We start from the raw sequence: 19,924 nt of genomic DNA, 5'->3' as shown, positions 1-19,924 counted from the left end.
CCGTGGTTTTTCTTATGGGCCTATGCTAGACTAAAATTCAGCGGTTCATCAACCATCCCGCTCTAAAAAAACTAGGAGAGAAAAGTATGAATTCTCAGGAACAGGGTCGTTCACAGACCTATAATTTAACAGTAACAGCAATTGTGGCCGCTTTATACGTAGCCATTACCACCGTAGTAGCGCCGTTTAGCTTTGGCCCCGTTCAACTCCGTTTATCAGAGGGATTAAACCATTTGGCAGCTTGGAATAAGCGCTATATAGTAGCTTTGGGACTGGGGGTATTAATTTCTAACTTCCTATCACCCCTTGGTTGGATTGACTGGGTCTTTGGTACCTTGGGAACAGTTATCATGACTAGTTTAACTTATTATTTTAGCCGTTCAGTTAAAGGTACCTTAGCCAAGTTAGCCATTAGTACCCTGATTGTTTCGACGATTGGTATGGCTATTTTGGCCGCCGAATTTACCTTTGCATTTAATATCCATGCGGCCGGTGCCAGTGCCCCAGCAGATGTACATGCTAACATTTTAGGGCAGTGGTTATCCTTTTACTTGATGGTCCTTCCCGGTGAATTGGCTTCCCTAATCGTTGGTGGTATTGTTATCTTCGCCTTGAGCAAAGTGGTAAATCTTAGCAAATGATCGAACAAAATTATCAAAATCAAAATATTTTATTAACCGGTGCCGCATCTGGCATCGGTTTTTCTCAATTAAAGACTTATTTATCGGCTGGGGCTCAGGTTTGGGCATTAGATCAGCAGCCGATTGCGCTCAGTCACCCCAACCTACATGTGATTCAAATTGATTTACGTAACCATCAGCAGTTGCAGTCTTTAGGGGCTGAATTGGTGGCGGAACGCACCTTTGATATTCTCTTAAATACTGCCGGAATATTAGATGGTTTTCAACCGACTTTAGCCACTGATTGGCAGTTATGGCAGGACGTCTGGGCAACGAATGTTACCCCTATGTATTTACTGACCAATGCCTGTCTACCAGGAATGTTAGCTCAGCAGCGCGGTCATATTATCAATATGGCTTCTATTGCTGGTTTGATTGCTGGCGGTGGTGGGGCAGCCTACACTACCAGTAAACATGCCATTGTCGGTTATACTAAACAGCTGGCGCTCGACTATGCTAGTCAGGGGATTCATGCCAATGCGATCGCCCCAGGAGCCATTGAAACTCCGATGAATGCGGCCGATTTTGCGGGTACGGGTGATATGGCTCGCCAAGTTGCTGCTCAAACGCCTGCTCGTCGTTGGGCCAAGCCTCAAGAGGTAGCCGATTTGACCTTATATCTAACGAGTCCACAAGCTGACTATTTAAATGGGGTCGTCGTACCCATTGACGGTGGTTGGTCACTGGGACATTAGGAAATAGTTTGAAAGTCGGTCATTCATGTCTTATACTGAACGTAACGTTTGATGCAGTGAAAGGATGGTAATTATGGTAGAACGCGTATTAAACCAAACAATGACACTTAGCAATGGTGTGGAAATTCCGGTCTTAGGATTGGGCGTTTGGAAGAGTTCCAACACGGAAGCTTCTAATGCGGTTCAAAGTGCAATCAGCAATGGTTATCGTTTAATTGATACCGCCAAACAGTATGGAAATCAGCCAGGTGTTGGCGCTGGTATTCAAAAAGCGTTAAAAGACAATCACCTTAATCGCAAGGATTTGTTTATTACGACTAAAGTTTACAATGGCGACCAGGGTTATGAATCAACCTTACGTGCTTTTGAGGAGCAGTTAAAAGAATTACGCCTAACTTATTTGGATTTGTATCTAATTCATTGGCCAGTCGATGGTAAATATATTGATACTTGGCGGGCTATGGAAAAGCTTTACCGTGAAGGTCGGGTGCGGGCAATTGGGGTTTCTAATTTTGATATTAGTCGCTTGCAAGACTTGTTGGATCATACTGATATTATGCCCCAGGTCAACCAAATGGAGTTCAATCCTTTGGTACAAGAAGCGGAATTAATAAGCTACATGAATGCTATTGGTATGTCCATGGAAGCCTGGTCACCACTGGGTGGTGGGCAAGCCCTCAACGATCCAACCATTCTAGAAATTGCTCAAAAGCATGATAAGACGAGTGCTCAAGTAATTTTGCGTTTTGACTATCAAATGGGCTTAATTACTATTCCAAAATCAGTCCACGAAGAGCGGATTATCGCTAATACCATGCTGGATGAATTTGAATTATCTGAGGCTGAAATGTTGGCTATTCAACGACTCAACCAAGAAAAACGTAGCCTTTGGTATGAAGACTTTGCCTGGCATACGCCACATCGTCAACAGGCTTTTGCCGATAGTGTGGATAGCTGGGATGACCGTTCTGAATACTTACCTAAATAATGAATCTTTAAAAGTCCTGCAAAGGGCTTTTTTATATCGGTTAAACATGTCAAGAAAGTAACAAGATATGCCTGTTTAAGTTGACTTTCTGGTTGGTTGTACGTATAGTAGCAGACATATGGACAGCACCTTTCAGGTCTGTTAAGACGCGGATTTTTAGCCAATAGGAGGCGAAATATACATGGCATTTTTGGAGCTTCAAGACATATATAAATCATATTTTTTGGGTCGTGAAGAATTTCCAGTTTTAAAGGGAATCAATCTATCCTTTAATAAAGGTGAATTTGTTTCGATTCTAGGTGAATCGGGTGGTGGTAAAACTACTTTAATGAATATCATCGGTGGGCTAGATCGTCGTTTTAGTGGCACGGTGACGGTTGACGGAAAAGTCCTTGATCATGAGCAAGAAAAAGCCTTAGACCTTTATCGTCGCAAGACAATTGGTTATATTTTTCAAAGTTTCAACTTGATTAACTACCAAACTAATCTAGAAAATGTCGAAACATCGTTGAACATGACCACCATGTCACGTAGCCAACGTAAGCAACAAGCGATTGAACTTTTGAAAAAGGTTGGCTTAGAAGAACATATCAATAAGTATCCATCGCAACTATCAGGGGGGCAAAAGCAACGAGTAGCGATTGCCCGAGCCTTGGCAGGTGATCCAGATATTATGATTGCTGATGAACCAACGGGTGCTTTGGATTCCGGTAATACCAATGAAGTTTTGGAATTACTGGACCAAATTGCTCGTGAGGGTAAGTTAGTGATTGTTGTTACCCATTCACAAGATGTAGCCAATTATGGTACTCGGATTGTGCATATGGAAGATGGCCATATTGATCAGATTGAAGATCTTAAGCAACCATATTCTTCCCATCAATATGAACGTAATCGCGGGGTTAAGTCCCGGCCACTATCCCGTCGGACCCTTTGGGACATGGCCTTTGACCACTTGAAATTCAAAAAGCTCCAAAACTTCTTAATTATTTTAGGATCGGCCATTGGCCTAGGGGCGGTGATTCTCTTCTTAGGCCTTGGTAGTGGGGTGAAGGGATATATTAGTAAACAGGTTACAGACACTATTAATCCCAATTATCCAACTGTTACCAAACGAATTTCAACCGACAATAATGCATCTGATGAAGATGAGCAAAATGCACTTTCACAAGCCCTACAAGACGACTATAATGCCACGGTCATCAGTGATGAAAATATCGCTAAGCTTTCCAAGATTAATCATGTGAGCAAGGTTTACCCTGGCTATCAGTTTAGCGGGGTTAGCTTTGCGGTCGGCGAACAAAAGAAGAGTGGTTCGATTTTGACTTGGACACCAGCCTTTCAAGATAACATGATTAAAGCTGGACATAAGCCAACTAAGGACGGTGAGATCGTGATTGACCAGTCCTTTGCTAAAAAAATTAATAGCAATTGGAAGTCAGTCATTGGTCAAACAGTAACTATCAATTATTCCGTAACCGATAAAGTGGGTAACGCCGTTGCTGTTACTGGAACTGCTAAGGTGGTCGGCATCACTAAGGCTAACAGTGGTATTAATGCTACCACGGCCGAAACTATCAAGAATCAATTAGTTAACGCTGGTGGACAAACGGCTTACAATTCGGTGCCCGTCCATGTTGATGCGACAACAAATGTTAAACAGGTAACGCAAGACATTAAGAAGTTACAGGATGCTAATAAGCACCAAATCTTTAATGTTCAATCGGTTGGCGATACTTTGACGCAAATTAATACGATTACGAGTTTAGCCTCAAAGGTTTTGGCAGCGATTGCTGGTATTTCCTTGATTGTTTCAGCCATCATGATTATTGTGACGACCTATATGTCAGTGGCTGAACGTACCCAAGAAATTGGGGTACTACGAGCACTGGGTGCTCGGGCCAAAGACATTCGTTCACTCTTTACTAATGAAGCCCTCCTAATGGGGATAATCGCCGCTGTTTTGGCAATTGTCATGGCCTTGTTAATTCAAGTAGCGATGAACGCAGCCTTGTACAGTATGATTAGTTACAATATCGTCCAGATTTCAACTGGAGATATTATTCTAGCGGCAATCATGAGCATCTTGATTGCTTGGATTGCTAGTTATGTACCTTCTCGACAAGCAGCGCATTTAAACACCATTGATGCCTTAGCATCTAACTAAGTTAAAAGGACTTACCATTATTTGGTAGGTCCTTTTATTGTGCGTTGATATTATTTAAAATTGTTTTTTTCATCGCTGCTACAGCTGGTACGGCTAATTGACTGTGGTTAATAATTAGGCCCAATTCTCGATAATAAGATTTTTCAAAGGGGTAGACGCGAACATTTCCAGACAATTTTTTCAGGGCTAATTTTGGTAAAATCCCCAATCCTAAACCAGCTTCGACTAGGGCAATAATCGATTGATCATCAATCGAGAAATTAATAGCATTTAAATGAACATTGTAATAATCCAAAGCCGCCTTGGTATCTTGATCATAATCGCTTTTTTGCAAAATAAAATGCTGATTGATTAAATCTTGCTTACTAATTGAGTGGCCATTGAGTGGCGTAAAATCTTCTTGCGTGACACATTGAATTTCGTCTTTTATTAGTGGGAAAACGGCCAATGAGTCGGTCACCGGTAGGGTAGTAAAGCCGATATCAATTTTTCCCAACCGAACATCTCGTTGGATTTCGGCAAAACTAGCTTGTACAATGGCAATTTCAATATCGGGATATTCTTGCGAGAAATCACGAATAATGCCGGGAAGCCAATTAATGCAGACACTGCTAAAGGCTCCGATTGTAATTTTACCGCCTCGCAGGCCGCTCAAATGATCCGCTAAATTTAGTATCTGGCGTTCCTCATTTAACAGACGCTCGACAATTGGTAAAAGCGCCTGAGCATCTTGTGTCAGTGACATTTCCGAGCGATTACGAATAATCAAAGCTAAACCCAGTCGACTTTCTAACTGACTGATAGCGTGGCTAACCGCACTGGGCGTGACATTTAAACGTTGAGCGGCCTTTTGAAAGGAGGATAACTCGGCGACTGCCGCAAAAATTTCATAAGAAGAAGTTTTCATAAAAATCCTTTACTTGAAAAATATTCACTTTAAATTGAAAAAAATGAGTTTTACTTATTGTATCTAGCAGTATAAGCTAAAAAGAGTAATAAATACAAATATTGGAGAGTACTTATGGCTGAACAACAATTAGCCCGAAATTTATCAAAACGACATGTCAGTATGATTGCCCTGGGTGGGACAATCGGAACTGGCCTTTTCTTGGGAGCTGGTGATTCCATCCAAAAGGCGGGCCCAGCAATCCTTTTGATCTATATCATCACTGGTTTCTTTATTTTTGCCATGATGCGTGCTTTGGGAGAGCTCTTAGTATCGGATTCCTCAAAACCAGTTTTCATTGATTTTATGGAGGAGTACCTAGGACCCCGAGCGGGCTTTATTTTAGGCTGGACCTACTGGCTAGGCTGGATTATTATCGCCATGGCGGAGTTAACGGCCATTGGTAATTATATGCATTTTTGGTTTCCTAATACGCCCATCTGGATTTGGGAATTGGCCTTTTTAGCAATTTTGTATTTCATTAATGTCACAGCGGTTGAGGCTTTTGGTGAAACTGAATTTTGGTTTTCAATGATTAAGATCACGGCCATTATTGCCATGATTGTGGTCGGTTTTGTAATGGCGACCTTCCAGGTTAAAACCTCAGTTGGCGTAACTCATTTTTCTACGCTATGGAGTCATGGGTTAATTGCCCATCATGGTCATGAACTCTTAGCAGCCTTTCAGATGGCCTTCTTCGCCTTTTTAGGGGTTGAATTTGTCGGTATTACTGCGGCCGAAACTAAAGATCCTTTGGAAACGATTCCTAAGGCCGTTAATTCAATTGTGGTTCGAATCTTGATTTTCTATATTGGTGCTTTAGCCGCGATTATGACAATTCAACCTTGGAGTGACTACAGTGGTAATATGTCCCCTTTCGTCCAGGTGTTTTCCGGAATTGGCATTACTAGTGCCGCTGGAATTATTAATTTTGTGGTCTTAACGGCTGCGGCTTCGTCTTTAAATAGTTCGCTCTTTACGACTGGTCGGATGTTATATTCTCTGTCAGAGGGGCAGGGGCCTTTCTCTAAGTTAAATAAACATGCCATTCCGATGCGGGCGATTAATTTTTCAGCCCTATTAATCGGTTTAGTTATTATTCTGAACTATATTTTCCCTAACGATGCCTTTAGTTTGGTGACGGCCACGGCTTCAGCCACTTTCTTGGTCATCTATGGTAGTCTGATGATTACCCACCTCAAGTTCCGTCAATCTAAAAATTACCAAAAGGGTAAGCACTACTTCCGTTTACCTTTTGCCCCTTATTTAAACTGGCTAACTATTGCCTTTTTGTTCATGATTTTCATGATTTTACTCTTTACCCCGGCAACCACAATTACTACTTTGTTAGCGGTGGTTTGGTTTGTGGTGCTATATATCATCAGCCTAATGAAAATCAAAAAATAAAAATGTCATAAAAGCTAACTTGTTTTTGAGATGTCCCGATTAAGGAGCGTATAATATCTGACAACCAAGGAGATATTATATGCGCATTGAAACGGATTCACTGGGCTCGTTAGCCGTTCCGGATGAGGCTCGATACGGTATTCATACCCAGCGGGCTTTGAATAACTTTCCTATTTCTCAGACAACTACTAAGCCAGCTTTAATAGCGGCCTTGATTGAAATCAAGCAGGCTGCGGCTAAGACTAATGTCGCGGGTGGTACTTTAGCTAGTGATATTGGTCAGGTAATTCAACACGCCTGTCAAAAATTGTTAGATCAGCCAATTGATTCAGCTGATTTTCCAATTGGTGATATTCAAGGTGGTGCGGGTACTAGCACTAACATGAATGCCAATGAGGTAGTTGCTAACGTAGCTTTATCCTTACTAGATGAACCTAAGGGTGCCTACCAGCGGATACATCCTAATGATCATGTGAATATGGGTCAGAGTACTAATGATACTTATCCGAGTGCGGGTAAAATTGCCTTAATTCGTAATTTACAGCCCTTGTTGACTGAATTAGAGGCTTTAATCGACGCTTTGGCACAACAGGCTGAGCTGAATGCCCAAAACTATAAAATGGGCCGGACACAGCTACAAGATGCTGTGCCAATGACTTTAGGTAATACCTTCCACGCCTGGTTGGTTGCTTTAAAGCGAGATTTACAACGGCTTGGCCAGGCACAAGCCGGCCTTTATACCTTAAACTTAGGTGGTTCGGCGATTGGATCAGGAATTAATGTCAGTCAATATTATCAAGAACATATGATTGATAATTTGGTTGAAATTACTGGTCTACCGCTACGGCAAGCTGAAGATTTATTTGATGCCACTTCTAATTTAGATAGTTTTTTGGCCCTGTCGGCGGCCTTGAAAAGCTTAGCTACTAATTTATCTAAGTTCGCTGCTGATTTGCGCTTAATGAGTTCTGGTCCCCGGTCCGGGTTACATGAGATTAATCTACCGGCCAAACAGGCAGGGTCGTCAATCATGCCAGGTAAGGTTAATCCAGTGATTCCAGAAGTTGTTAGTCAAGTGGCCTTTGAGGTAATCGGCTTTGATGCAACGATTACTGCTGCTGTGGCGGGCGGACAGTTAGAACTAAATGCCTTTGAACCAATTATTTTTAAGAGTTTATTTACGGGAATTGAACATTTAACTGCTGTCATGGCAACTTTTAGGGTGAATGCCATCGAAGGCCTGGTAGCTAATAAGGAACAGCTTCAGGCTGATATTCATTTTTCGATTAGCTTTGCAACTGCCATGGTACCCTTGGTTGGATATCAAAAGGCTGCTGAATTGGCTAAACAATCACTAAAAAATGGGCAGTCGCTACATGAGTTAGCTGAAAATTCAGGTTGGTTTAGTCCCAACCAAATGAAAGAAATTTTTAATGTTGAACGTTTAGTTAAAAATGGCCGTCAAAGAGGTCATGGATTAGTTTTTGATAAGTAATCTAGAAAACGTGTTGAGGCACGTTTTTTTATTTTTTTCGTAAAAAATTTCTATATAGTGAATATGCTATTATATGAAGGTAAACTTTCATTGAAAAGGAGGATTTTGATGACTAAATTAGCCGTTGTCGGTGCTGGAGTAGGTGGATTATCGGCTGCTATATATTTGCAAGCAGCCGGCTATCAGGTCGATTTATTTGAAAAAAATAGCTACATTGGTGGTAAAATGGGGCGCATTGATACAGGTAAATACCGTTTTGATGTCGGACCCACAATTGTTATGATGCCAGAAATATATCGTCAGGTTTTTAGTGATAGTGGGGTTAATCCAGACGATTATTTTCAAATGAGTCGTTTGAATCCCTTTATGGACGTCTATTTGGCGGGTAAAAAGGACCGTCCCTTATCTTCAGATTTAGTTGATATTACCAAAACTTATGAAGGCGTTTCTAGTCAAGATATGGCCGGATTCTTAGCCTATTTAAGTGATATTTATCAGCGCTATGATTTAGCCAAAGATCATTTTATTGCCCGCTCCTTTCGGAGTCCTTGGGATTTTTGGAATCCTAAAACACTGATTCAGGCCTTTCGCTTAAAAACTTTTTCATCGTCCTATCAATCGTTGAAAAAATATCTAGAATCTGAAGATTTGGTGAAATTACTAGCCTTTCAAACCCTTTATATTGGGATTTCTCCCTTTAATGGACCATCAATTTATAACATCATTCCTATGATCGAGCTCCTATATGGGGTTTGGTACATTCAGGGTGGTATGTATTCCTATGCGCAGGCGCTGGAACGCCGATTTAAAGAATTAGGCGGTCAAATTCATCTTAATACAGCGATTGAATCAGTGACCTTTACCAATAAAAATGCGGATGGGGTCATGATTGGCGGGGTTAAGCATGATTATGATGCCGTCGTGATGAATGCTGATTTTCCATATGCGATGAATCATCTAATTCCAGATAAAGCCGGGGTTAAGCCACGGCGCTATCAAGTTGAAAAGATTAATCAAATGGATTATGCCATCTCTTGCATGGTGATTTATCTAGGGCTTGATCGTCAATATGAGCATTTAAATGTTCATAATTTGCGGATGGCTGAGGATTTCTTTAAAAATATTGATGAATTAGAAAAGGGTATTTTACCTGATGATCCTTCATTCTATGCCTATTATCCAAGTAAGATTGACGACTCCATGGCACCTAATGGTCATTCCTCTCTTTATGTTTTGGCACCGGTCCCTAATTTGAAGGATTTTGATGATTGGAATGAACAGCAGACTAAAGACTTTATTCAGAAAGTCTTTAGCCGTCTTGCCAGTGAGCTAGATCTGCCTGACTTGCTTGAACATATCGACTATCAACAAATTTATACCCCCAATGATTTTAAGTCCGAGTTTAATTCGGCTTATGGGGCAACGTTTGGATTGAAGCCAACCTTGCTGCAAAGCAATTATTTCCGGCCACATAATAAGTATCCCTATGCTCAAAAACTCTATTTTGCTGGCGCAAGTGCGCATCCGGGTGCCGGGGTACCGATTGTCTTAACTTCAGGTGAATTGGCGGCCAAAGAAGTCATGCGTGATTTACCATTACCAGCGGGGAAGTCGAGGTCACTTAGTGAATAGTACGGACCGAGCGCAAGTAATTTTACAACATGCTAATCTTTTTGAACCCAGTCGGACTAGTATTCAAAAAACTTCCAGTTCTTTTTATTTTGCCTTCTCGCGATTACCCAAACATCAAGCCTTAAGTGTCTATGTGCTTTATCATTTTTTGCGTGAATTAGATGATGCCGTCGATGCCCATGATGAGCAGGCTTACCAAATATTAACCCAAGAATGGGGCGCTTTTAAAAAGGGAGATACTCCGAAAAAGCCCCTCTGGCAGGCATTGCGTTTAATTTTTGATTTGTATGAGATTAAATTTAGCTGGTTAGACGATATGTGGGCTGGCCAGCAGCACGACTGGGCGTGTTTGCCAATCAATACCCAGGCAGATTTAGATCAGTATTGCTACCAGGTTGCTGGGACGGTCGGTTTGATGTTAATGCCAATTTTAACGGAAAACCAATTGACCTATGATTCGAAAGTGGTCATTAAGATTGGACAGGCCATGCAATTAACTAATATTTTGCGGGATGTAAAAGAAGATGCACAAGCCGGCCGAGTTTACCTACCCAATGATTTATTAGCGCAGTACCATGTCAAACCAAAAGATCTATTGGCTCGGGATGTTACACCAAATTTGCGCAAATTATTAGCTGATGAAGCTCAGCGAGCCCAAAATGACTACGACCAATTACCCATTTTGATAGCACAATTACACGACGCGCAAACCGGTAAAGTCTTGGCCTTAGCCAGTAACATCTATCGCGGTATCTTAGATAAAATCATGGCTAATGATTACCAAGTATTGAAAAAACGCACCTACCTTAATCAATGGGAAAAATTACAGATTTTAAAACAAACTCAGAGCGCGTTTGACTAGTTTTTAATTTTGATTTCATTTTCACTTAATCGTTTTTTTACTTTAAATTTTTATTATAAATACATGCCCAAGATAATTAATCAAGTGGCAATTAAAAATAAAAAATTAAAAAAGCGAGGACGATTAAATGACATCATCCCTAAACACTAATTCAAAGACACGTAATTACAAAATGTACAAGGCTGGTAAGCAGTGGTTATTTGCGGCTGCAACAGTAGCAGTTATCGGTGGCTTAAGTCAGTTAGATCTCCAGGCCAATGCCGATACTAGTACGCCGAGCGTAAAAATGACAAGGACCGCAAATAGTAGCACAGCCACTAGTCAAACTGATCAAAGTACGACTAGTCAAAACCAAACTAGCACCAGCCAAAGCGAGCTTAACCAGGTACAAAGTACCAGTAGTCAGGTGGCAATAAACGGACTTGATTCAACCAGTCAACAGTCCCTAACAGTAAGTTCAACTGAATCAACCGTGACACAAATAGCTTCTGAAGCTAGCACTGCTACATCGAATTCAACTACTATAAATGCCGATTCAATAAGTAATCAAACTAATATTACGTTCAACCAAGGTCAAACCCAAGTTGATACTAATCAGGCCAGCGTTCAAGACCATACCGTTACGATTAACCAGGCAGGTACTTATCAGGTATCTGGCAGTGCTGCCGATGCTCAGATTGTGGTCAATGCCCCTGTGGATGCCGCTGTTACGATAGTTTTGAATAACGTGGACTTAACTAATCAGTTAGGTGCAGTTATCAATGCTAAACAATTTGGTAATTTGACGATTACCTCGCTTGGCACTAATACAATTACAACTTCTGTGCCAGTAGAAAACGAAGAGAGTTTAGATACAATTAATCCAAATGGGGCCATTTATGCCAATGGTAATCTTATCTCAAACGGGGATGGCACTTTGAACATCAGTTCAACCATGAATGGGATTTCTGCCGATGGCACCTTAACCGTTGATTCTGGTAATTTAAATGTGACTAAGTCATATGAAGCGTTAGAGGGTGAAATTGTTACCATCAATGGTGGCAACTTAAACTTGAATGCTAGTGATGATATTATTAATGCCCAACTTGATCAGACCAAGTACGATGCGGGTTCGACGGACCCGCAGGCCATTAATATTAATGGTGGTAACTTGATTTTGCATGGTGGTGGGGATGGCTTGGATTCCAATGGTGATATTAATATTGCTGGTGGAAACGTAATTTCCATGATTGATTCAACCCCAGATAATGGTGCAATTGATGGCGATGGGACGATTAGTTTTACTGGTGGCACAGTGCTTTGGGGTGGTACTGGTACAGAAGGGACACCCAATGCCCAGACATCTAGCCAAAGTTATGTCAAAATTGGTCAGGTAAGTGCTGGCGATACCATCACTGTTGCTCAAAATGGTCAGACCCTTAAACAACTTTCGGCCCCGCAAGCAGCTACTTATCTCAATCTATCAATGCCGGGATTAACTGCTGGGCAAACTTATCAGGTATCTGTGAATGGCACTACGACTGATGTAGTTGCCGGTCAAGGTGGCGGTTCAGGTATGACTGGAGAAGGTGGTCCCATGGCTGGTTTAGGTAATGGTAGGCCACCGATGGGCGGTCAGGGACAGGGTGGCGGCCCAAACCGGACTGGAACTCAGCAAGAACCAATGACTGGGACGAGTGGTACAAACGTTGAACCTAATCAAATCGGTAATCAGCTATCACATGCCAATTCGAAAAATAATAACCGGGCTGGATTAACTAGTACAAGTGCTCAAATGACCAGCTTGAATGATGATAATCGGTTTAGTCAGGCAGGTACTTATGATCAGTCGGAATCTTTGACAAATCAGCAAGCAGCAAGTACGCCAACAATAACGACCAGTGGTCAGAGTACTTTGCCAAAAACTGGTAATAATGATGCTAGTACTAATTTGGGTATTGCGGGAATCATTGCTGCACTTGCCGCCCAAGCTGCTGTTATTCTAGCCTTTTGGAAGGTTAAACAACCAAAAAAATAAATAAAATCGATTCAACGTAAATTAAAGACCAATTGTTGGTCTTTTTTTGTGAAAAAGTGTTCTTATTGGAACAGCTATAGTAAAATGTTTATTGATTGTGAAAAAAATAAAAGTGTTCACTAAGGAGAGAAGATGCAGCACCTTCCAAAATCAATTAAACGTATTTGGTTTATGATGAGTATCATTCATTTGATAGTTAATCTATTAATTCTAGGAGCCTATCTGCTCGCTCAGCATTTGTGGTGGCCGTGGTTACCCGACTGGGGGATCGTATTTTGGGTCGTGCTATCGCTAGTAATTTTTGTGGTGGAATTAGCCTTAATTCCTTATCGTTATGCGGTTTATCAATATGCTGTTTATCCCACTGAAGTTGAAATTAAAAAAGGATTTTTCTGGCGTCGCTTTAGTGCGATTCCAATTGCCCGAGTGCAAAATGTTGATTTACAGCAAGGTCCTTTGTTACGTTTTCAACAGTTATACCGTATAACGGTGGCCACGGGTGGTTCCAACCACACTATTGAGGCCTTGAGTCACGAGCAAGCGCTGACTTTAAAAGATCAAGTTATGACCCTAGCACGGGAGGCCCGTAATGATCAATAAGCAACATCTACATCCGTTTGCTTTATTAATCAAAGTAGGCTTTTTGTTTCGTGATTTCTTACCGGCTGTGTTGGGTTTCGTATTTTTGCGCCAGTACTGGCAAATATGGCTTATATTGCCGGTAGTGCTGATTTTATGGGCTTGCTTAGACTATTATTGCTTCACTTACGAAATGACCGATAAGGAATTAATTGTGAATTCTGGGGTCATCATCAAACAGCAACGGCACATTCCATACCAACAAATTCAAAATTTACAACGGCGTCAGTGGTTTTTCTTAGAACCATTTGGGGTGGAAACTTTGATTGTTGATACCGGAGCGAAAGAAAAGGATCAAGGGGAGGTGACGCTTTTAGCTGTATCGAATGTAGTTCGGATGTTATTAGATTTTAACAGTTCTGAACCAACTGATTTAGCCCAGTTGCCTGCAGAACCAGTTGAAGAAGAAGTAAAAAAGGCAGCCGAGTATAAGATTGGTTTTAAAGAGTTAGCACTTTATGCCATGACAAATCCCGACATTTTGGGCCAATTTTTATTTGTTTTAGTTATATCTAACCATTTAGGCTTGATGGACATTCTCAGCAATGCTAGTGATACGGTTGTTGACCATGTGAATCATTATGGATTAGTGCCAATTTTAATCGTCTTAAATGTCATTATATTGGGCTTAATGGTTGTTAATTTGGCCCGAGTATTGTTGCGTTTGTATGGTTTCACGGTTATTCGTCAAGATAATTTGTTAACTGTGAAAAGAGGTTTGATTCAAAAAAGTATTCTCCATGTATCCATTAATCGGATTCAATCAATTCATATTCGTCAAAATATTTTCCGTCAAATTTTTGGTTTAGTGACCGTTGAATTAGATTTGATCGCTGATGCAACTAAAAGTGATGAACAAAAGCGGGTGACTTTGATTCCGGTTATTAGTCAAGATAAGGTCTATTCAGTGTTAAAAGAATTCTTAGACTATACGCCTGAACAAGCACCAACTATTAAAACGGGTGATTGGTATACTTCTTGGTTGTTTGTTCGTAATGCCTTAGTCGGGGTGGGGATTGTAGCTATGGCTGTGGCAATTTTTTATCACGGCTTTTGGTACTGGATAGCCTTGATGCCATTGATCATCTTAGCGATTATCTTTGGTTGGTATAAGGGCTACTATACTGGGATTAATCGGTATGATGATGGCCATTTAGCTTTGAGAACAGCTCGTCAATTAACCAATGATACTGTCCTGATTGGCTGGCATGAGATTCAAAGTATGTCAGTCGATGCTTCATTATTAATGGTTTGGACTAAACGAGCCAATTTGATTGTCAGTGTTCGGAGCGGTAATCAGGTTTTGCGGTTACGATATCGTTATTTACCAACTCAGGAAGTTGAAGATATTTTTAAGTGGTATCGGGAATATGTTTGATGCGTGAGGCTGAAAGGTTTATAATCTGGTTATAGAAAGCGCTTTCAGGAGGTTTACTATGAACAGGGAGAAATTCAGTCACTATTTGCAAAGAGATGATCGATACTTTGATTTGAAATTCTTTGGCTTGACTTGGTTAACCTTACTTTCGTATCAAGTAATCATGAATATTGCCACGCGAGATACGCTTTTAAATCAGTTTGATAATAATTTTTGGGTAGCACTCTTGGTTACCTGGGCTTGGACTAGTCAGTTAAAAGGAAAAGTATTAATTAATTGGCATTCAGCCAGAAAGTTTTTGCTAATCTTATTGGCCATTTGGTTTGTAACGCAGGCCTATTATCATAGTGACCAAATTATAGACGGTTGGCGGGCTGCTCAAAGTGCTGGTTTTTACTAAATATTACAAAGCGATTAAAGGATCGCTTTTTTTATGCCTTTTATTTGACTATTATATTCATATTGTTTATATTAATAATATTAATATAAAAGGAGCATAATCAAATGAAAAAGGGAATTTTGATTACACTTTGTGTCCTCGGTATTTTTATTTGTATGCTGGATACCACCATTATGAATGTGAGTTTGCCCAATATCAGTCAGCATCTGGGTGTTGGTTTAGATGATTTATCCTGGGCTTTGAATGTTTATCTTATTATTTTTGCGGCTTTAACGATTCCTTTAACTCGTTTGGCGGAAATTTTTGGGACCCATCGGGGTTTTCTAATTGGCGTGGCCTTATTTGGTCTTGGTTCAACCCTTTCGGCTTTAGCAAATAGTTTAACTGTTTTATTAGTTGAACGAGCAATTCAGAGTATGGGGGCAGCTTTAGTATTTCCTTTATCAATGACTTTGGGTATTAAGTTAGTTGATGTGAAGCAGCGGACTGCTATCATTGCTTTACTTGGTATCACGCAGGGCTTGGCGGCGGCTTTAGGCCCAACTGTTGGTGGCTTGGTTACCCAGTTTCTTTCGTGGCGGTGGATTTTCTTAATCAATGTGCCCATTACGATTGTGATGTTGATTCTGGGTCTACTAAATTTGAATTTGCACCAAGCTAAAGAGCCCCGGCAATCCTTAGATGCCACTGGGGCAATTTTGAGTATTATTACCTTGACAACTTTATCGTTAGGAATGATGCAAGGAAGTAGTTGGGGTTGGTTATCAGTGCCAACAGTGACCTGTTTTGCAATTTGTCTACTAGCTTTTGCACTCTTTTTACTGGTTGAGAGTAAGAGCAGTAATCCGATGGTACCGCTGTCATTATTCAAGGATCGTAATTTTTCAATTGCGGCAGTCGTTGTGGTCTTGAGCAATCTGTTTTTGGTAGCAACAACTGTTATTTTGCCAACTTATTTTACTAATATTACTGGCTATGATTCCTTACACGCAGCCTTATTAGTCGCACCGATTTCACTGGCTATTTTTATCTTTTCACCCATTGCCGGTTTTGCTTTGAATCGTATTTCTGGTAAATATATATTAGTGTTTGGTTTTATTATGATGGCAACCGGTTTTTATTGGTTAGGACACACCGCTTTGACCAGTCAGAGTCAGTCAATTTGGGCTGGGTTTACGGTTGGCATGGGTTATGGAATCGTAACTGGCCCGATTCTAGTGATTGCGGCCGGACATTTACAAGGTCGATTATTGACTGCTTCTCAAAGTGTTACTGGTGTATTACGACAGGTAGGGATTATGTTAGCTGTAGCAATCTTTGTGACCGGATTATACGCCAATTTAGATACTGCCCGGACCAACAGTCGCCATTATGCTCAAGTATCTGTGGCCCAACTAGCGCTTCCTACAGCGGCAAGTCAACATATATTAGCTGAAGTCGAGCATAAATTAGAAGCAACAAAATTTACCAAAAGTGATACTAGCCAATTACCCAATCCCTTAGCTAATTGCATAACTGCTATCGAAGAGCATACGCAAACTTATTTACGGCAGGCTTTTGAAAAATTGTATTTGGTTTCCTTACCATTTGCACTCTCGGGTGGGCTAGTTGCGCTCTTTTTAAAAAGAAAATAGTGTATAATTTTTTAGAAAGTTCAGGGGGGGGTAAAAAATGGCACTAAAGGGACGCGAAATAATTTTGGGGATTTTAGCTGGTGGTCCACATACTGGTTATGAAATAAACGACATCTTACAAAATCAGTTGGCCCATTTTTTCGATGGTAGTTATGGTATGATTTATCCAACTTTGAAGAAATTAAGTCAGGATGGTTTGGTAACTAGCCAGCAAATTACTCAAACTGGTAAGCCCAATAAAAACATTTTTGCCATCACGCCTGCTGGACAAACTGCTTTTCAAAAGGCCGTTGTAATGCCGACTGATGATGAAACCTTTAAATCCGATTTCTTAATGCGCCTTTACTTTAGCCAATACCTTAGTGATGCTGATATTCATGCTTTTATTCAAGAAGAAATTCAGCGCAAAGAGGCAAAAATGGCTCGGTTAACTTCCCAACTAGCGCTGTGGCAAGAGCAGGGGATGACGCCGGTTCAAAAAATAACTTATGATTACGGTGTGGCGTATTACACATCCACCTTACAAGTCTTAAAGGAAGCTTTAATACAATATCCAGCAACCACTGACTAATTCAGTGGTTTTTATTATCAAAAATTAGCAACTTGTGTTCTTAATTGCTAATTTGTTATTCTAGAATTTATTAGATAAAAATTCGGGAGCATCAAATGCAAAAATCTAAAAATATTCAATCGATGGTAGTAACCGCCATTTTTGCGGCGATTATTATTTTATTGAGTTTTACCCCCTTGGGACTAGTGCCGGTGGGGCCTATTAATGCGACCACTATTCACATTCCGGTTATTATTGGTGGGATTTTACTGGGACCTAAGCGAGGCGCTTTTTTGGGCTTGGTTTTTGGCCTAGCTAGTTTAATTCATTCCACCGTGGCACCGACTATTTTGGGCTTTATTTTTTCACCCTTTGTGCCAGTTATTGGTACAAATCACGGGAGCTGGTTGGCGGTCATTATCGCCATTGTGCCTCGGGTTATTATTGGGGTTGTGCCTGCTTATATCTTTAAAGGCCTCGGGCGTATTTTCGGTCAGCAAAAGCAAACGCTGTCTTTGGTTCTGACTGGTTTTATTGCCTCTTTTATGGATACCATCATGGTCATGGGCTTGATTGAACTGCTTTTCCGGCACCAATATGCCCAAGCCTTAGGGCAAACTTTACAACATATTGATCAATTTATTTTGGGAATTGTCTTTACTAACGGTCTGGCGGAAGGCGTCTTGGCGGCCGTCGTTACGGCGGCGGTGACGGGTCTTTTGATGAAGATTGTGCAGCAATCAAATCGTTAATCATCTTTGTTTACATTGTCACATAAAAAGCCTATAATGAGCTTGTAAAAAATGTAAAGGAAGAGGTATTTAGACATGAAGGCAGCTGTAGTAAGAAGTAAAAATGACGGTTACGTTGACTTAATTGATGACTGGCAACCCCGAGCTTTAGGCTTTGGAGATGCCTTAGTTGATCTTGAATACGTAGGTTTGTGTCACACAGATTTGCATTGTGCCGCAGGTGATTTTGGGGATCCAAACACACTAGGACAGCGCAATGGTAACTTCCGCCGCGTAATTGGCCATGAGGGTGTTGGAATTGTTTCTAAGCTGGGTGAAGGTGCTGATCAGTACTTGAAGATTGGCGATCGGGTATCGATTGCCTGGTTCTATTCTGGTTGTGGTGTTTGTGATTACTGTGTAACCGGTAATGAAACTTTCTGTCGTAAAGCTTTGAACTCAGGCTATACCATTGATGGGGCTATGTCTCAGCAAGCCGTTGTCGACGCTAAATATGCCGTTAAGGTACCTGAAGGCTTAGATCCAGTCGAAGCTACTTCAATCACTTGTGCCGGCGTAACCATGTATAAGGCCTTAAAGGTTGGGGAAACCAAGCCTGGTCAGTGGGTATCAGTTCACGGTGCTGGTGGTTTGGGAAACTTGGCTGTCCAGTATGCACATAATGTCTTTAATGCCCATGTAGCCGTAGCTGATGGTAATCCTGATAAGTTAGCAGCGGCCAAGGCTGCTGGAGCTGAAGTTTTGGCTAATTACCATACTGATGATGTGGTAGCTAAGATTAACGAAGCAACTGGTGGGGTCCACAACGCCCAAGTTACTGCCGTCAATGATGCGGCCTTTTCACAAGCAGTTAACGTTTTGCGAACCAAGGGTAAGCTGGTGGCTGTTGCCCTTCCTCAAGGAGACATGTCCTTGAACATTGCGAAGACGGTTTTGGATGGTATTGAAGTTCGTGGCTCATTGGTTGGAACCCGTGAAGATTTGAAGGAAGCCTTCCAATTTGGTGCTGAAGGTAAGGTAAAGCCAATTGTTGAAACGATTGACTTTGCTGATCTAAACGATGCCATTGATGACATGAAGAACAGTAAGATTACCGGTCGTAAGGTAGTCGACTTTACTAAGTTGTAAGATTAATGAATAAAGCTCCAGTTTAACTGGAGTTTTTATTTTGGAGATAAGATGGCGTATTACGAGTATGAATCACCACTGGGGACAATTGGTATGACCAGTAAGGGGGATTATTTAACTAGTTTGTATTTTGTTGATCAAAAGGAAGGGCAGGAAATTGTCGAAGCCCGGCAGTTAACTAGACCAATTAAAGCAGCAATTCAATGGTTAGATTTATATTTTGCTGGAGAAGATCCTAATGCGGTTGTCGTCCCTTTAGACTTGGCAGTCACTAATTTTCGCCAACGAGTCTTAGCGGTGGTTGCTCAAGTACCTTATGGAAAGCGTATTAGTTATGGTGATATCTCCCAGGCTTTGCAGGCCGATGTATCAGAACCTAAAAATTTTAGCCAGGCAGTCGGTGGGGCTGTTGGCCATAATCCAATTTTATTGATTGTGCCTTGTCATCGGATTGTCGGTTCTGACGGTTCTTTAACCGGTTATGCTGGTGGATTGGAACGAAAGAAGTGGTTGTTGGATTTTGAGGCGGGGAAGTATGAAAGAATGTGAAAATA

At 41.1% G+C, this 19,924-nt stretch carries 18 protein-coding genes; 17 read left to right on the top strand and 1 reads right to left on the bottom strand.

The window, feature by feature from the left end; all coding sequences use genetic code 11:
• Window positions 1–86: 86 nt before the first annotated feature.
• From C7384_RS01240 to C7384_RS01225, 4 genes are all read left to right on the top strand, one after another.
• Complete coding sequence (locus tag C7384_RS01240; RefSeq protein ID WP_089937653.1) at window positions 87–641, top strand: QueT transporter family protein; 555 nt, start codon at window positions 87–89, stop codon at window positions 639–641.
• Window positions 638–1,375 (top strand): 3-oxoacyl-ACP reductase, encoded by a 738-nt coding sequence (locus C7384_RS01235; RefSeq protein WP_089937651.1) that lies wholly within the window; start codon window positions 638–640, stop codon window positions 1,373–1,375. The genes C7384_RS01240 and C7384_RS01235 overlap by 4 nt, the downstream gene beginning before the upstream one ends.
• Before the next feature lie 73 nt (window positions 1,376–1,448).
• Window positions 1,449–2,363: an aldo/keto reductase gene (locus C7384_RS01230; protein WP_089937649.1), complete on the top strand. Its 915-nt coding sequence runs from the start codon at window positions 1,449–1,451 to the stop codon at window positions 2,361–2,363.
• Window positions 2,364–2,544: 181 nt separating this feature from the next.
• On the top strand, window positions 2,545–4,530 hold the full coding sequence (locus C7384_RS01225; protein ID WP_089937647.1) for an ABC transporter ATP-binding protein/permease: 1,986 nt from the start codon (window positions 2,545–2,547) through the stop codon (window positions 4,528–4,530).
• Window positions 4,531–4,564: 34 nt separating this feature from the next.
• Here C7384_RS01225 and C7384_RS01220 read toward each other — a convergent pair whose 3' ends face one another.
• Complete coding sequence (locus C7384_RS01220) at window positions 4,565–5,437, bottom strand: LysR family transcriptional regulator (RefSeq protein WP_089937644.1); 873 nt, start codon at window positions 5,435–5,437, stop codon at window positions 4,565–4,567.
• A 114-nt stretch (window positions 5,438–5,551) separates the two neighbouring features.
• On the opposite strand from C7384_RS01220, the gene C7384_RS01215 reads away from it, so the two are divergent.
• The 13 genes from C7384_RS01215 to C7384_RS01155 all read left to right on the top strand — a co-directional run bounded on the left by C7384_RS01215 (window position 5,552) and on the right by C7384_RS01155 (window position 19,919).
• Window positions 5,552–6,883: an amino acid permease gene (locus C7384_RS01215; protein ID WP_089937642.1), complete on the top strand. Its 1,332-nt coding sequence runs from the start codon at window positions 5,552–5,554 to the stop codon at window positions 6,881–6,883.
• 79 nt (window positions 6,884–6,962) lie between these two features.
• A complete protein-coding gene (locus C7384_RS01210) occupies window positions 6,963–8,378 on the top strand; it encodes an aspartate ammonia-lyase (protein ID WP_089937640.1) in 1,416 nt (471 codons plus the stop codon).
• Between the two features lie 108 nt (window positions 8,379–8,486).
• Entirely contained in the window at window positions 8,487–10,010 is a 1,524-nt protein-coding gene (locus C7384_RS01205; protein ID WP_089937637.1) for a phytoene desaturase family protein, read from the top strand.
• Window positions 10,003–10,872, top strand: a complete 870-nt coding sequence (locus C7384_RS01200) for a phytoene/squalene synthase family protein (RefSeq protein ID WP_165806751.1) — start codon at window positions 10,003–10,005, stop codon at window positions 10,870–10,872. Before C7384_RS01205 ends, C7384_RS01200 begins: the two co-directional genes overlap by 8 nt.
• Window positions 10,873–10,999: 127 nt before the next feature.
• On the top strand, window positions 11,000–12,889 hold the full coding sequence (locus C7384_RS01195) for a carbohydrate-binding domain-containing protein (protein ID WP_089937633.1): 1,890 nt from the start codon (window positions 11,000–11,002) through the stop codon (window positions 12,887–12,889).
• A 132-nt stretch (window positions 12,890–13,021) separates the two neighbouring features.
• Window positions 13,022–13,489, top strand: coding sequence for a PH domain-containing protein (locus C7384_RS01190; RefSeq protein ID WP_089937631.1), 468 nt, complete (start codon window positions 13,022–13,024; stop codon window positions 13,487–13,489).
• A complete protein-coding gene (locus tag C7384_RS01185; protein WP_089937629.1) occupies window positions 13,479–14,906 on the top strand; it encodes a PH domain-containing protein in 1,428 nt (475 codons plus the stop codon). The genes C7384_RS01190 and C7384_RS01185 overlap by 11 nt, the downstream gene beginning before the upstream one ends.
• Before the next feature lie 58 nt (window positions 14,907–14,964).
• Window positions 14,965–15,306: a hypothetical protein gene (locus C7384_RS01180; protein ID WP_089937627.1), complete on the top strand. Its 342-nt coding sequence runs from the start codon at window positions 14,965–14,967 to the stop codon at window positions 15,304–15,306.
• 104 nt (window positions 15,307–15,410) lie between these two features.
• Window positions 15,411–16,940: a DHA2 family efflux MFS transporter permease subunit gene (locus tag C7384_RS01175; protein ID WP_089937625.1), complete on the top strand. Its 1,530-nt coding sequence runs from the start codon at window positions 15,411–15,413 to the stop codon at window positions 16,938–16,940.
• 37 nt (window positions 16,941–16,977) lie between these two features.
• Window positions 16,978–17,511 carry a PadR family transcriptional regulator gene (locus C7384_RS01170; RefSeq protein ID WP_089937623.1) on the top strand — a complete coding sequence of 178 codons (534 nt, stop codon included), beginning with the start codon at window positions 16,978–16,980 and terminating at the stop codon, window positions 17,509–17,511.
• Window positions 17,512–17,606: 95 nt separating this feature from the next.
• Complete coding sequence (locus C7384_RS01165; protein WP_089937620.1) at window positions 17,607–18,242, top strand: ECF transporter S component; 636 nt, start codon at window positions 17,607–17,609, stop codon at window positions 18,240–18,242.
• Between the two features lie 75 nt (window positions 18,243–18,317).
• The gene (gene adhP, locus C7384_RS01160; RefSeq protein WP_089937618.1) at window positions 18,318–19,370 is read left to right on the top strand and encodes an alcohol dehydrogenase AdhP; all 1,053 of its coding nucleotides are present in this window, start codon (window positions 18,318–18,320) and stop codon (window positions 19,368–19,370) included.
• Window positions 19,371–19,421: 51 nt separating this feature from the next.
• Window positions 19,422–19,919: a methylated-DNA--[protein]-cysteine S-methyltransferase gene (locus C7384_RS01155; RefSeq protein WP_089937616.1), complete on the top strand. Its 498-nt coding sequence runs from the start codon at window positions 19,422–19,424 to the stop codon at window positions 19,917–19,919.
• Window positions 19,920–19,924: the final 5 nt, after the last annotated feature.

It is taken from the genome of Convivina intestini (assembly GCF_003096575.1).
Taxonomy (GTDB): Bacteria; Bacillota; Bacilli; order Lactobacillales; family Lactobacillaceae; genus Convivina; species Convivina intestini.
This window is presented reverse-complemented; position numbering and strand designations above follow the sequence as displayed.